Source organism: Brevibacillus sp. B_LB10_24, assembly GCF_046036945.1.
Taxonomy (GTDB): Bacteria; Bacillota; Bacilli; order Brevibacillales; family Brevibacillaceae; genus Brevibacillus_C.
Genome location: NZ_JBJQOQ010000002.1, coordinates 202,780 through 215,593, shown reverse-complemented (window position 1 = coordinate 215,593; position 12,814 = coordinate 202,780). Strand labels below are relative to the sequence as shown.

The 12,814-nt window shown below is 53.9% G+C and carries 14 protein-coding genes; all 14 read right to left on the bottom strand.

What is annotated here, in order from left to right:
• Nucleotides 1-30: 30 nt before the first annotated feature.
• Nucleotides 31-267, bottom strand: a complete 237-nt coding sequence (locus ACI7RC_RS03850) for a DUF1146 family protein (protein WP_019121098.1) — start codon at nt 265-267, stop codon at nt 31-33.
• A 98-nt stretch (nt 268-365) separates the two neighbouring features.
• On the bottom strand, nt 366-1,916 hold the full coding sequence (gene nuoN, locus ACI7RC_RS03845; protein ID WP_408106908.1) for an NADH-quinone oxidoreductase subunit NuoN: 1,551 nt from the start codon (nt 1,914-1,916) through the stop codon (nt 366-368).
• A 4-nt stretch (nt 1,917-1,920) separates the two neighbouring features.
• Nucleotides 1,921-3,471, bottom strand: coding sequence for a complex I subunit 4 family protein (locus ACI7RC_RS03840; protein WP_408106907.1), 1,551 nt, complete (start codon nt 3,469-3,471; stop codon nt 1,921-1,923).
• Nucleotides 3,461-5,371: an NADH-quinone oxidoreductase subunit L gene (gene nuoL / locus ACI7RC_RS03835; RefSeq protein WP_408106906.1), complete on the bottom strand. Its 1,911-nt coding sequence runs from the start codon at nt 5,369-5,371 to the stop codon at nt 3,461-3,463. The genes ACI7RC_RS03840 and nuoL overlap by 11 nt, the downstream gene beginning before the upstream one ends.
• Nucleotides 5,372-5,396: 25 nt before the next feature.
• Nucleotides 5,397-5,708 (bottom strand): NADH-quinone oxidoreductase subunit NuoK, encoded by a 312-nt coding sequence (nuoK, locus tag ACI7RC_RS03830; RefSeq protein ID WP_408106905.1) that lies wholly within the window; start codon nt 5,706-5,708, stop codon nt 5,397-5,399.
• Entirely contained in the window at nt 5,708-6,217 is a 510-nt protein-coding gene (locus tag ACI7RC_RS03825; protein ID WP_408106904.1) for an NADH-quinone oxidoreductase subunit J, read from the bottom strand. The genes nuoK and ACI7RC_RS03825 overlap by 1 nt, the downstream gene beginning before the upstream one ends.
• A 2-nt stretch (nt 6,218-6,219) precedes the next feature.
• Nucleotides 6,220-6,633: an NADH-quinone oxidoreductase subunit NuoI gene (gene nuoI, locus ACI7RC_RS03820; protein WP_019121093.1), complete on the bottom strand. Its 414-nt coding sequence runs from the start codon at nt 6,631-6,633 to the stop codon at nt 6,220-6,222.
• Nucleotides 6,634-6,681: 48 nt separating this feature from the next.
• On the bottom strand, nt 6,682-7,689 hold the full coding sequence (gene nuoH, locus ACI7RC_RS03815) for an NADH-quinone oxidoreductase subunit NuoH (RefSeq protein ID WP_408106903.1): 1,008 nt from the start codon (nt 7,687-7,689) through the stop codon (nt 6,682-6,684).
• On the bottom strand, nt 7,689-8,810 hold the full coding sequence (locus ACI7RC_RS03810) for an NADH-quinone oxidoreductase subunit D (RefSeq protein ID WP_408106902.1): 1,122 nt from the start codon (nt 8,808-8,810) through the stop codon (nt 7,689-7,691). Before ACI7RC_RS03810 ends, nuoH begins: the two co-directional genes overlap by 1 nt.
• A gap of 3 nt (nt 8,811-8,813) precedes the next feature.
• Nucleotides 8,814-10,280 (bottom strand): NADH-quinone oxidoreductase subunit C, encoded by a 1,467-nt coding sequence (locus tag ACI7RC_RS03805; protein WP_408106901.1) that lies wholly within the window; start codon nt 10,278-10,280, stop codon nt 8,814-8,816.
• Nucleotides 10,277-10,795 carry a NuoB/complex I 20 kDa subunit family protein gene (locus ACI7RC_RS03800; RefSeq protein WP_408106900.1) on the bottom strand — a complete coding sequence of 173 codons (519 nt, stop codon included), beginning with the start codon at nt 10,793-10,795 and terminating at the stop codon, nt 10,277-10,279. The genes ACI7RC_RS03805 and ACI7RC_RS03800 overlap by 4 nt, the downstream gene beginning before the upstream one ends.
• Nucleotides 10,786-11,157, bottom strand: coding sequence for an NADH-quinone oxidoreductase subunit A (locus tag ACI7RC_RS03795; protein WP_019121088.1), 372 nt, complete (start codon nt 11,155-11,157; stop codon nt 10,786-10,788). The genes ACI7RC_RS03800 and ACI7RC_RS03795 overlap by 10 nt, the downstream gene beginning before the upstream one ends.
• Nucleotides 11,158-11,538: 381 nt before the next feature.
• Nucleotides 11,539-12,279, bottom strand: coding sequence for a DUF6042 family protein (locus tag ACI7RC_RS03790; protein WP_408106899.1), 741 nt, complete (start codon nt 12,277-12,279; stop codon nt 11,539-11,541).
• 121 nt (nt 12,280-12,400) lie between these two features.
• Nucleotides 12,401-12,805 (bottom strand): F0F1 ATP synthase subunit epsilon, encoded by a 405-nt coding sequence (locus ACI7RC_RS03785; RefSeq protein WP_408106898.1) that lies wholly within the window; start codon nt 12,803-12,805, stop codon nt 12,401-12,403.
• Nucleotides 12,806-12,814 lie beyond the last annotated feature (9 nt).

The window sequence follows — 12,814 nt, the reverse complement described above, 5'->3', positions numbered from 1 at the left end:
AGTGCTCCCGCCGGTTGTCGAGGCGCGGCCTTATTTAAACAAGTCTTGCAGCAGCAGGGAAGAACTTAGGTAATCGAGGAAAAACCGGGCTACGCCATGCCCCAGGAAGATCGATAAGAGGATTTGCAGCAGCTTCACCTGTGCGCTGTCCGGTTTTTTCACGAACAGATCCAGCCGGAAAGCCTGCAGTGCCCACCAGCTGAGCGCAATGCAAACAAGCGAAATAAAAATAGTCAGCAGTGCCGACAAGCCAAATGACCCGAACATCCATCACGACTCCTTACCGTTATGTATGGAAAAGGGGGAGGCAGGTTGGCTGCCACCCCTCACTTGCATGCGGTCGGAAAAAGATCCCGACCGTTTTGTTATGATTCTTTGCTTGGTACTAATAGATTACCAAAATCAAAGCCGGAGTTAAAGTGATGATGAACATATTGGGTGATAAGCTCAGGCGCCGCCCCGAACACAACAGTGGCAATCGCCGTCACGGCGACGATAAATACGACCCCTTTCGGCAGGCGAAGCGGCGCTTCCGTGTTGCCGGGACGCATATACATCTGCCGGATAAAGCCAAAATAGTAGTAGTACGAGATCACGCTGGTTCCGATCATCACGGCCGCCAACCAGTATTGATGCACCGCCACCGAACTGATGAAGATATAGAACTTGCCGAAAAATCCGGCCGTTACCGGGATCCCGGCCAGTGACAGCATAAAGATGGTCATGGCCACCGCCGCCAGGGGCGAACGGTGATACAACCCGGCGAAGCTCTTCAGATCTTCGCTCTTCCGATCATAGGTAACCGCCATGATGATGGCAAAGGCGCCAAAGCTCATCAACAGGTAGGCGAACAGGTAAAAAACCGTCTGTTCAAAAAACAGCTGTGTCAAAGTCACAAACGGCACCAACAAGTACCCGGCTTGGGCGATGCCTGAATAGGCCATCATCCGCTTCACATTCGTCTGACGCAGAGCCAATGTGTTGCCGAAGATCATCGACAGGGCGGCAATGACAGACAAGAAGAAGGTCGGCTGCTCGAAGAAGACCCGGCCGCCGCTTGCCGCCGAATAGAGATTCGGGTCGATCAACCCTACAAAGGAGACCAGCAGCAGGCGAATCACGATGGCAAAACCCGCCGCCTTCGACACGACCGTCAGGAACGCAGTGATCGGAGTAGGCGCTCCCTGGTAGACATCGGGTGTCCACATGTAATTGGGTACCGTCGAAATCTTAAAACTGAGTCCGACGGCCAAAAATGCGAACGACAGCAGGATCAAGAAGCTGAATCCGCCGGCATACGCCTCCGCTAAACGCTGAGAGATCTGATAGAGATTGGTCGATCCGGTCAATCCGTACACATAGGACATCCCGAACAGGATGATCGCCGAGGAAATCGCTCCGGTGACAAGGTACTTAAACGACGCCTCGTTTGATTGCAGCACTTTTTTGCGCAGGCCCACCATGATGTACGAGGAGATCGATAGTAGCTCCAGTCCGACGAACAGCGTGATCAGGTCCGCTGAGGAAGCCATGATCATCGCGCCGAGCAGGGCGGTCAGCATCAGGTAGTAATACTCGCCGCGATGCGTCACCTCGTCGGATATTTTCATATAGGACTGCGACATGATCAAGCTAAAAGCCACACCGCCCAGGAAGATCAGCTTAAAGGCGTTGCCAAAGCTGTCCACCCGCAGCATGTCGTTCATATAGGAAAACGGTTCTTGATGAATCTGCGCATTCCACAGGACGAATCCCCCCGCGAGAATGACGCCGGCCAAAGCCAGCCAGCCGAGGACGGCCCGGTTCCGTTTGCCGAGGCCCAGGTCAATCAGCGACAGCAGGGTAGCAAATCCCAGTATGGTGAATTCCGGCAGAAGGTAGCTCCAGTTGTATTGAAAGATATCTTTTACATCCATGTGTCTACCCTCCTATCCCATGTACAATAGGTACGATTGTTTTCAGCGTCTCTTGCAGCGGATCACTTAGAACGGCGGGATAGATGCCGATCAGGATAATGAATCCCAGCAGCACGACCATCGGCACCACTTCCAATGGCTGGGCGTCTGCCAGGCGAACCCAGCGTTCCGGCGTCGGACCAAACGTCGTCCGCAGCACGGCCCGCAGCAGGTACGCTGCCGTCAGGATAATGCCGAGCGTTCCCACCGCTGCCAGAATTGGCATGGCTCCAAACAATCCGAGGAAGGAGAGAAACTCGCTGATAAACCCGGACATCCCCGGCAATCCGAGGGAGGCCATTGCTCCGGCGAGGAAGATGCCGCTGATAAACGGCATTGACCTGGCTAATCCGCCGAGCTCCGTGATCGTGGAAGTACCGGTCCGCTCCCAGACAACGCCGATCAGGAAGAACATAAGCGCCGAGATAAACCCGTGCGAGATCACCTGGAAGACGGCCCCCTGGAAGCCGATCGTGTTCATCGCGGCAAAGCCCAGCAGAACGACGCCCATATGACTGATACTGGAGTAAGCCATGACCATTTTCATATCTTTCTGCACAAAAGCGAGCACCGCCCCGTACAGGATGTTGATGACTCCCAGCACCGCCATCCAGGTGGCAAAGCTGTAGGCCTCTGCAGGGAAAAATCCGATGCCCATCCGAAGCAGTCCGTAGGCGCCCATCTTCAGCAGAATACCGGAGTGGATCATGACCACCGGCGGCGGCGCCTGTACGTGAACCTTCAGCATCCACGTATGGAACGGAAAGATCGGCAGCTTGATCCCAAACGCGATAAACAACGCGATGAACAGCCCAAACTGCAAAGCGGGAGACATCAGCTCCGGCGGAAGCTCACCGGATGCAAACGATGCGGCCAGCTCGCTCATGTTCATCGTCATCTGCATGTCTTCGTTCGGAACGTTCAGGAACAAGGCGATAAACGCGATCAGCATAATCGCCGAGCCTACGCCGTTGTAAAGCAAAAACTTGTTGGCCGCTTTCTCTCTTTCCGCGTATCCCCATATCCCGATCAGGAAATAGGCCGGGATCAAGGTCAGCTCGAAGAAGATGAAGAAGAGAAACAGACTCTGCGTGGCAAATACCCCGAGCATCCCGATGAAGAGGATATGGAACAGGATGAAGTACTCTTTCAGACGCCGTTTTATATTCCAGGATGCGATAGCTGCCATCGTGGCGACAATCGCAGTCAGCAGCATCAGCGGCATCGAGATCCCGTCGACACCCATCTCGTAGTCGATCTTCAGCGAGACCAATTCGCCCGTCGGCGAGCCGGTTAAAGGGATGGTCACCCACGGCACTTTTTCGGCAAACTGCACCGACGATGACTCATATTGAAAGCCGGCGAACATCATGAGCGACAGGATCAGCGGCAGAAGCGTACCCAGTACCCCGATCCACTTGATCGTGCCGCCTTGCCGCTTTGGCACAAACGCCAGGACGACGATCGCGAGCAGCGGTGAGAAGGTAATCAGGCTGAGCAGATAACTATTTAACATGCGCTGCACCTCCATACGCCGTAAAACCGACAATTAACAGGACGAGTCCCAGCAAGGCGATCAGCCCGTACCGCTGCACCTGCCCATTTTGCAGGCGGGTCAGAAGTGAACCTGCGGTGTTGACAATCTTCGCCACCAATCCGACGAGCCCATCGATGATGTACAGGTCAAACCATCGAAAAGCCCGCCCGATGCTTGTCAGCGGCCGGACAAACACCGCCTGGTAAACCTCATCGATGTAATACTTGTGATACGACAACTGGTACAGTCCGGGTGCATAGCTCACGACGCTCTGAACGGGCAGCGACCGCTTGCCGTACATGATGTAGGCCAGGTAGATCCCAAGCAGAGAGACGACGATCGCCGCAATCTGCAAGAACCAAGGAGCGTGTCCTTCTTCCTGCCCCAGCGTCCCGTATATCAGATCCCCTACCGAACCGGACAGCAGCCATTCATTCAGGATCGGAGCAAACGGCGTGTTGATAAAGCCGGATACCAACGCCAAGGCTGCCAGAATGATCAGCGGGATGGTCATGACGGCCGGCGACTCATGTACCTCTTCCGACCCTGCCGATTTGCCCGTAAAGGTCACAAAGAACAAGCGGAACATGTAAAACGCAGTAAAGAACGCGGCCACCAGCGCCAGCACAAGCAGATCGTAGCGGTGAGCCAGGTAGACGGCGCCGAGTATATTCTCCTTCGACCAAAACCCGGAAAACGGCGGAATACCGGCAATCGCCAGGCAGCCGATGAGAAATGTCCACGCGGTAATCGGCGTTTTTCTCCACAAGCCGCCCATTTCGAAAATGTCCTGCGTATGAACGGCATGAATCACGCTGCCCGCAGCGAGGAACAGCAGCGCCTTGAAAAAGGCGTGAGTCATCAGGTGAAAGGCGCCCGCGGCATAACCGGCAGCGCCGGCTACTCCCAAAGCCAGCATCATAAACCCGAGCTGACTTACGGTGGAGTACGCCAGCACCCGCTTGATGTCCCGCTGGGTCAAGCCGATGGATGCGGCGAAGATCGCGGTAAACCCGCCGACGTAAGCGACGATCGTAAGTGCTGCATCAGACGCGATGAACAGCGGATATGCGGACGCCACCAGGTAGACCCCGGCCGCCACCATTGTCGCCGCGTGAATCAAGGCAGATACCGGCGTCGGACCCTCCATGGCGTCAGGCAGCCACGTATGCAGCGGAAACTGGCCCGATTTGCCCACTGCCCCGATAAAGATCAAGGATGCTGTCAAGGTAATCTGCCACATTTCCAATTTACCTGCGGAGATCGCATTAAAGATATCCGAGTAGTTGAAGTAACCCGTCCACCAGAACAAGAGGATGATTCCGATAAACAGGGCTACATCACCAATCCGCGTCACCATAAACGCTTTTTTGGCAGCGGCTTTTGCTTCCGGCTTAAAATAGTAGTAACCAACGAGCAGGAAAGAGCAAACTCCGACCAATTCCCAAAATATGTATACTTGCAGCAGGTTGGGGGAAATGACCAGGCCGAGCATCGAAAATGTAAACAGCGACAGGTATTGATAAAACACGGGAAAGCGTTCGTCGCCGTGCATATATCCTTTGGAGTAGATCTGCACCAGCAGGCTGACGATTGTCACGATCACCAGCATCATTGCGTTTAACTGGTTTACCTCAAACCCCATCGTCACGACACTGTCGCCCATTTGCAGCCATCTTACATTAAGGCCGTAGTCGATGGCTCCCTCCCCAAACCGGGCGAAAAATGTCATGAGCGCCATTACTAAGGAAATGGCCGCAGCCAAAATCCCGATATAGGCGGATCCCTCTTTCAACTGCCGTCCGAACGAGACGATCACAATGAAAGCCAAAAGCGGAAAAAGAGGAATGAGCCAGGCGTATTGCATCATTGTATCCATAAGTTCTCCTTCCTTTTTCCTTGGTCTATTGTTTCATCGTATCCATTTCGTCGACTTGTACCGTATTGCGGTTGCGGTAGAGGGAGATGAGGATGGCGATGCCCACAGCTACCTCTGCGGCTGCTACGGTCATGTTAAACAGGCTGAATATCTGCCCGGTAATGTTGGCGTACAATCCGTATTTGGCGAACGCCACCAGGTTGATGTTGACCGCGTTTAGCATGAGTTCGATAGACAGCAGTACGATGATTGCGTTTCGTTTGGTCAACGCGCCGAACAACCCTACCGAGAACAGGATCAGCGCAACCAGCAAATAAGAAGAAATCGGCACACCCATTACTCTTTCCCCCCTTCTTTCTTCGCCATGATTATCGCACCGACCAGCGATACCAATAGCAGGACGGACAGAAGCTCGAACGGAATGACGTACTTCGTAAAGACATCAATCCCGATCTGTTTGACATTGCTTACGTCTGGAGTCCCCTCTGCAGGCACATTCGGCCAGGGAGCGTTCTGAATGGCAAAGAACATCAGGATAAAGAAAACAGCGACGGCGACAAAGCTGATCCAGCTTTTCTGCGCTCGGCTTTTCCCTTCATCGGTAGCGTCGTGTTTGGTCAGCATAATGCCGAACAGCATGAGGATCGAGATCGCCCCGGAGTATACCAGCACTTGGGAGATCGCCACGAATTCCGCCTCCAGGAGGACGAATAATCCGGCAATGCTCAAAAACGTAATCCCAATCGAGATAACCATATGAACCACCCGGGTAAAGCTGATCATGAAGACCGCTCCCCCGATCGTCAGGAGAGACAGGATAAAGAACGCAGCAAATGAGCCAGTCATCACTAGTTCTCCTCCCTGACGTTGGTATTGTTGTCGTCGAGCCACTCCAGGTTCTTGAATAATTCATCCCTGCTGTATGCGGCCAGTTCGAAATTATTGGTCATGACGATCGCCTCCGTCGGACAAACCTCTGTGCACAGATCACAGAGGATGCAGATCTCGAAGTTGATGTCGTAGGTGTCAATCACTTTTCCTCGCTTCTCCGGGTCGGGATGCGGTTTTCCCGTCAACTGGATGCATTCGGTCGGGCAGATGCGCGCACATTGGTTGCAGACAATGCACTTCTCCGGCGAAAAGTGTTGAATTCCCCGAAACCGCGAAGGCATCTGGATGGGCACGTCCGGGTACATATGCGTCACTTTCTTTTGGGAAAGCTGCTTCAGAGTGTACCCCAATCCCTTGGCGAATCCTAGCATGTGTTTCACCCCTGAATGTTAGACTTGTTCCTTAAGTATGGCATTGCCCTAAAACATGCCGTTTTGATAGGAAATCACAGCTGCTGTCAGCAGAATGTTGAACAGGGCAAGCGGCAGCAGGCCTTTCCAGGCAAAGGACATCAACTGGTCCGCCCGCAGGCGAGGCATGGTAGCCCGGACCCAAAACTGGAAGAACACGTAGAGCGAAAACTTTAAGATAAACCAGACAATCCCCGGGATAAAACTGAGCGATGGATGTATCGGCAGCCATCCCCCGAGGAACAGAATGGTGATGAGCGTTCCCATTCCAAACATGTACACGTACTCCGCGAGCATAAACATGGCGAAGCGAAAACCGGAGTACTCTACGTGGTAGCCCGCTACCAGCTCGGATTCCGCTTCCGGCAGGTCAAACGGCGTGCGGTTCAGCTCCGCCTGAGCCGCAATGACAAACACGACAAAGCCGAGAAACTGCGGAACGATATTCCACACGTCCTGTTGGGCCAGCACGATCTCCCTCAGGTTGAGGCTGCCCGTCATCAGGACCACGCCGACCACCGACATGACCAGCGGCACCTCATAGCTGATCATTTGAGCAGCCGACCGGAGCCCGCCGATCAGCGAGTACTTGTTGTTGGACGCCCACCCGGCTGTAATGACTCCCAGGACAGTGATGCCGGATAAAGCTACGTAGTAGAGCAATCCGATTCCGAGGTCGGCAAACTGGATTTTGTCCGTAAACGGCATGACTGCCAAGACCCCGAAAGCCGGGGCGTACGCCAGTATCGGAGCCAACGCAAACAGCGCTTTGTCGGCGTGTTTGGGACGGGTATCCTCTTTGAGCAAAAGTTTGGACACGTCGGCCACGGTCTGCAAAAGTCCCAGCGGCCCCACGCGATTGGGCCCGTAGCGAAGCTGCATCCAGCCAATAACCTTGCGCTCGAAGTAGATGGCATATGTGACGAAGCCGAGCAAGACGACCAGCAAAAGGACGGCACTGATGGCAAACAGAGTCGTATTCCACAAGGAGGGTGTCTGATTCAGCCATTGCAGCATCAGCAATCAACCTCCCCGAGAACGATGTCAATGCTTCCCAAGATCACGACCATATTGGATATGTTGACTCCCTTCAATAGCTCGGGCAGGATTTGCAGGTTGACAAATGAAGGCCGGCGAAACTTCATGCGCCACGGTTTGTCTTTCCCCTGGCTGGCGATGTAGACGCCGATCTCCCCGCGTGGAGCCTCTATCCGCACATACGTTTCGCCTGCAGGAGGACGGATCACCCGAGGGACTTTCCCGATGATCTCTCCTTCGCTTGGGAACTGCTCTAACGCCTGATCCAAAATGCGCAAGGACTGTTCAATCTCGGCCATCCGCAGTTGATAACGGGTGAAGCAGTCTCCCCCTGTGGCGGTAGGAACGTCAAACTCAAAGCGGTCATAGATGCTGTAGGGCTCGTCTTTGCGCAGGTCCCACTTCACGCCGGTACAGCGCAGCATGACACCGGAAAGCGAGTAATCGAGCGCCGTCTGCTGGTCGTATTGGCCGATGCCTTTGATCCGGTTTAGGAAGATCTCGTTGCCGGTGACCAGATTATGGTAGCCGGGGAGCTGTTTCTTCACGTGTTCGACCACGTCTTTTACTTTTTCGATCCATCCCGGGGGAGCGTCCCATTTTACCCCGCCGACGCGCATGTAGTTAAACGTCATGCGTGCACCGCACAGTTCGTTAAACAGCTCGAGGATCATTTCCCGGTCACGGAAGGCATATAAAAAGGGACTCATCGCGCCCATGTCCAAGAGAAACGTCCCCCACCAGACGAGGTGGCTGGCCACCCGATTCAGTTCCATCGCGATCACCCGGAGGTACTCGGCCCGCTCGGGAATCTCCAGACCCATCATCGTCTCCACGCCGTGGCAGATGATGTAGTTGTTGGTCATCGCCGAAAGGTAGTCCATCCGGTCCGTATAGGGGATGATCTGCGTATACGTAAGGTTTTCCGCCAGTTTTTCCGTGCCGCGGTGCAAGTAGCCGATGACGGGATCCGCTTCCGTGATCGTCTCCCCGTCCAGCTTGACCACCAGCCGGAATACTCCGTGTGTGCTTGGATGCTGCGGCCCTACGTTCAGCAGCATCTCTTCCGTGCGAATATCTGTTGCAGGAGAGGTACTCATCCTCTACACCTCCTCGTCGTACTGCACATAATCTTTGCGCAAAGGGTGCCCGACCCAGTCATCCGAGAGCATGATCCGGCGCAAATCGCTGTGGCCGGGAAAATCGATTCCAAGCAGATCATAGGTTTCCCGCTCGTTCCAGTTGGCTCCGGACCACAGGGGCATCACCGACGGCACACTTGGCTGTTCGCGATTGGTCTTTACTTTGACGGCAAGGCTTTGCCGATTTTTATAGGAATAGAAGTGATAGTAGACCTCCATGCGGTCATCGTAATCCACTCCGTGCAGATCTGACAAGTACTCAAAATGGAGCTCCTCCTCATCCCTTAAGAACTTGGCCACCTCAAACCAGTGATCGTTTTTTACGACCAGGGTGGGAACCTCTTTTGCCAGCTCATTAATATAAGAAGTTTCTAACACTTCCGCACCGAATTTGTCTCTGATCAGCTTCACGTATTTGTCCAGGTACGGCTGGTTTTTGGACGGCGGTTTTGGCGCTTCCTCCTCCGCTGCTCCGCCTCCGGCCGCTTTCGCTTTGGCTGCTGCTGCGGCTGCTGCTTTCGCCTTTGCCGCCGCTGCTGCCTTGGCCTTCGCATCCGCGTCTGCCGACGGGGCGCCGTCTTCCGCTGTTTCTCCGGCTTCTGCCCCCTCACGAGCCGCTTTCGCCTTGGCTGCTGCTGCCGCTGCGGCTGCCGCTTTTGCTTTCGCCGCCGCTGCCGCCTTGGCCTTCGCATCCGCGTCTGCCGACGGGGCGCCGTCTTCCGCTGTTTCTCCGGCTTCTGCCCCCTCACGAGCCGCTTTCGCCTTGGCTGCTGCTGCCGCTGCGGCTGCCGCTTTTGCTTTCGCCGCCGCTGCCGCCTTGGCCTTCGCATCGGCGTCTGCCGACGGGGAGCCGTCTTCCACTGTTTCCCCGGCTTCCGCCGCCACACGCGCTGCTTTCGCCTTGGCTGCTGCTGCCGCTGCGGCTGCCGCTTTTGCTTTCGCCGCCGCTGCCGCCTTGGCCTTCGCATCGGCGTCTGCCGACGGGGAGCCGTCTTCCACTGTTTCCCCGGCTTCCGCCGCCACACGCGCTGCTTTCGCCTTGGCTGCTGCTGCCGCTGCGGCTGCCGCGTTTGCTTTGGCCGCCGCTGCTGCCTTGGCCTTCGCATCCGCGTCTGCCGACGGGGCGCTGCCTTCTGCCGGCTGCCCGGTATCAGCCGCCCCTGGAGAACCGCCTTCCGCGATTTTCCCGGCTTCGGCTGCCTGTTGGACGCCGCCTTCTGCCGTTTCTCCAGCCTCCGCCGCCGCGGCCGGCTCTACGGACGATTGGGAAGCCAGATCTTTCTGCCCGTCAACGGAAGGAGCGGCTGCCTCAGACGCACCCGCTTGATCTGCTTCTTTCATTTTTCTCAACGCTTCCGCTTTGGCTTTCGCTTCAGCTGCCGCCTTCGCTTTTTCTTCAGGGGTGGGCTTGCGTTTTTCTTCACTCATTGACTGGTCACCTTCTTCCCAGTCCTCGCTTCATAGCGGATTTTTTCCTGCAGCTTGTTAATTCCGTAAATCAGTGCTGCCGGGTTCGGCGGGCACCCCGGAATGTAGACGTCGACGGGGACGACTTGGTCTACCCCTTTTACTACGCTGTATGATTTAACATACGGTCCTCCGGCAGTGGCACAGGAGCCCATCGCAACCACCCATTTGGGTTCCGCCATCTGATCGTACAGGCGGCGAAGCAGCGGGGCCATTTTTTTGGTGACGGTGCCGGCGACGATCATCACGTCGGATTGGCGCGGAGAAGCGCGGAAGATAACTCCGAAACGATCAAGGTCGTAGTGAGGAGCCCCGCCGTTCATCATCTCAATCGCACAGCAGGCCAAACCAAAAGTAAGCGGCCACATCGAATTGCTGCGAACCCAGCCCTTCAATGTATCCATCGTGGTCATCAGGACGTTTCGGTTCAGTTCTTCTTGCAGCGAAGGATCAATGCTCTCAAGGTTTAATTCCATTCCAGCACCTTCTTCCTCCAGGCGTAAATCAGCCCGATCACTAACAGCACGATAAAGATCAACATTTCAATCAGCGCGAACAATCCCAGTTGGTTGTAAGCGACAGCCCATGGGTAGAGAAACAGCGTCTCTACGTCAAAAATGACGAAGAGCAGGGCAAATACGTAATACTTCACATTAAACTGCACCCAACTGTCTCCAACCGGAATGTTCCCGCTCTCATACGTGGTCTGCTTCTCGGATGTGGGATTGTTGGGGCGAAGCATAGGTCCGATGATGCTGACCGTTGCAACCGGAAGCAGTACGCCAAGTACCAAAAAGATGGTAACAATCAAATAATTGTTTGCGTAGAGCGCACTCATCATGTCCCTCCGTTATGCTGTAAGTTTTGGAACAAATACTCATTTATCAATAAAATTCCTAGATAATTATAACAAATCGTTACAGCAGTGTAAAATGAAAGCCCTTACCTTCTCGAAATATTCTGCCCATTACTTATAAAAATAGGTAAAAGGCTTGGAAATTTCCCTATATTCCGTGAAAATTTGATGAACTCTGGTCCCTTCTTCCGTTATTTTTCCGAAGATTTCGCTGCGGCTACTGAATGGATTTTTCCTCGGTTTCCGTTACAACAGAGGTATAAAACTTTTCGAATATTCTATTATCCATAATTCGTCAGCAAAAAAACTGCCCCGCAAAGCTCTTATGCTCCGTGGGACAGCCTTGGTTTTCGATCGCGTTCTTTACTGCAGTGCCTGCGGATTAGCCGTTCCGAGGAAGTCCTCGTAGATGCGCTCCCATACGACGGTAAATTCCATCTGTTCATCATCAGGAATGGCCAGGAAGTTCTCAATCGGCTCTTCCAGGTACGGCGTTAATTTGATCAGGACTTCGGTCAGCATGGCATCATCAATGTTAAGCAGCTCTTTCAGCTCAGCCTTGGAGTAGCTAAATTCATTTTCATCCTTTTCGTGCAGGATGAGGACAAGCTTGCTGAAGATCGGGTGAACGATCGCCTCCAGCTTGATGTGGTTCAAAGCTGCTTTCTCTTCGTCCGTCAAAGTAAAGTGTTCTTGTACATCCGGGAACGGATCGACCGGAACGTCCCAGACTTCCCCTTTGTCCAGCACGAGCCCCCATTGGGTCAAGAGTTCGATCGCCTCATCACGCGTCTTGGGATACGTGAAATTGGAGCGTTCGATAAATCTCTTGTGGTTTTCCAGTTTTTCGATATACCCCTGGTACGACTCTTCCGATTTAAACAGGTTCTTGTCGAGATCTGAAAAGGTTCCCCTTAATCCGTTGATCTCTGTTAATCCTTGTTTCATCGCGTCTTTGGAATCGTACTTGGTTACCACATAACACATCGCATGAAACAACAGCGTCAGCTCATGCGACAAGATATTTGCCCAACCATTTTCATTAAAGCCGTTAGGGATCGGTGTGATATCGTCGTTACTACGGATATCTCGAATCGTTTGCATCTGTTTCACTCTCCTTGTCTCCGCCAAAAACACATTAGGTATATTATACACATAACGCAGGGCCATTTACCAATCATACATGAAAAACCCCCGTCGTCGCAAACGCGGGGGTCTCATCAACCTACTTATTATTTGCAACAAAAAGGCGTGTCATCGCTCGCTGCAAGGCCAATTCCGCACGGCGCTGATTGAGATCTGCCTGCTTTTCGTTTAGGCGTTGTTCGGCACGAGCTTTCGCCGATTGGGCCCTTGCGACATCAATGTCGTCAGGCAGCTCGGCAGTTTCTGCCAAGATCGTCACCTTGTCGCCGCGAACCTCTAAAAAGCCGCCGCTTACGGCAATTAACGTCTCTTTGTCGCCTGTGGTTTTCACCCGAACAGGCGCAACCTTAAGCGGAGTTACAAGCGGTATGTGATTTGGCAAGATACCCAGTTCCCCTGCCACACCACGAGCAATTACCATTGTTGCTTCGCCGCTAAAGACAACCCGTTCGGGAGTTACGACTTCAACTGTCATCTTGCTCACTTCACGTCT

Excerpts from the sequence above, each read along its gene's own strand:
- ACI7RC_RS03805 (WP_408106901.1), bottom strand. The coding sequence starts at position 10,280 with ATGAGTGAAGAAAAACGCAAGCCCACCCCTGAAGAAAAAGCGAAGGCG.
- nuoK (WP_408106905.1), bottom strand. The coding sequence starts at position 5,708 with ATGGGTGTGCCGATTTCTTCTTATTTGCTGGTTGCGCTGATCCTGTTC.
- nuoL (WP_408106906.1), bottom strand. The coding sequence starts at position 5,371 with ATGGATACAATGATGCAATACGCCTGGCTCATTCCTCTTTTTCCGCTT.
- ACI7RC_RS03800 (WP_408106900.1), bottom strand. The coding sequence starts at position 10,795 with ATGGAATTAAACCTTGAGAGCATTGATCCTTCGCTGCAAGAAGAACTG.
- nuoI (WP_019121093.1), bottom strand. The coding sequence starts at position 6,633 with ATGCTAGGATTCGCCAAGGGATTGGGGTACACTCTGAAGCAGCTTTCC.
- ACI7RC_RS03810 (WP_408106902.1), bottom strand. The coding sequence starts at position 8,810 with ATGAGTACCTCTCCTGCAACAGATATTCGCACGGAAGAGATGCTGCTG.
- ACI7RC_RS03790 (WP_408106899.1), bottom strand. The coding sequence starts at position 12,279 with ATGCAAACGATTCGAGATATCCGTAGTAACGACGATATCACACCGATC.
- ACI7RC_RS03825 (WP_408106904.1), bottom strand. The coding sequence starts at position 6,217 with ATGACTGGCTCATTTGCTGCGTTCTTTATCCTGTCTCTCCTGACGATC.
- ACI7RC_RS03795 (WP_019121088.1), bottom strand. The coding sequence starts at position 11,157 with ATGAGTGCGCTCTACGCAAACAATTATTTGATTGTTACCATCTTTTTG.
- ACI7RC_RS03840 (WP_408106907.1), bottom strand. The coding sequence starts at position 3,471 with ATGTTAAATAGTTATCTGCTCAGCCTGATTACCTTCTCACCGCTGCTC.
- ACI7RC_RS03850 (WP_019121098.1), bottom strand. The coding sequence starts at position 267 with ATGTTCGGGTCATTTGGCTTGTCGGCACTGCTGACTATTTTTATTTCG.
- nuoH (WP_408106903.1), bottom strand. The coding sequence starts at position 7,689 with ATGCTGCAATGGCTGAATCAGACACCCTCCTTGTGGAATACGACTCTG.
- nuoN (WP_408106908.1), bottom strand. The coding sequence starts at position 1,916 with ATGGATGTAAAAGATATCTTTCAATACAACTGGAGCTACCTTCTGCCG.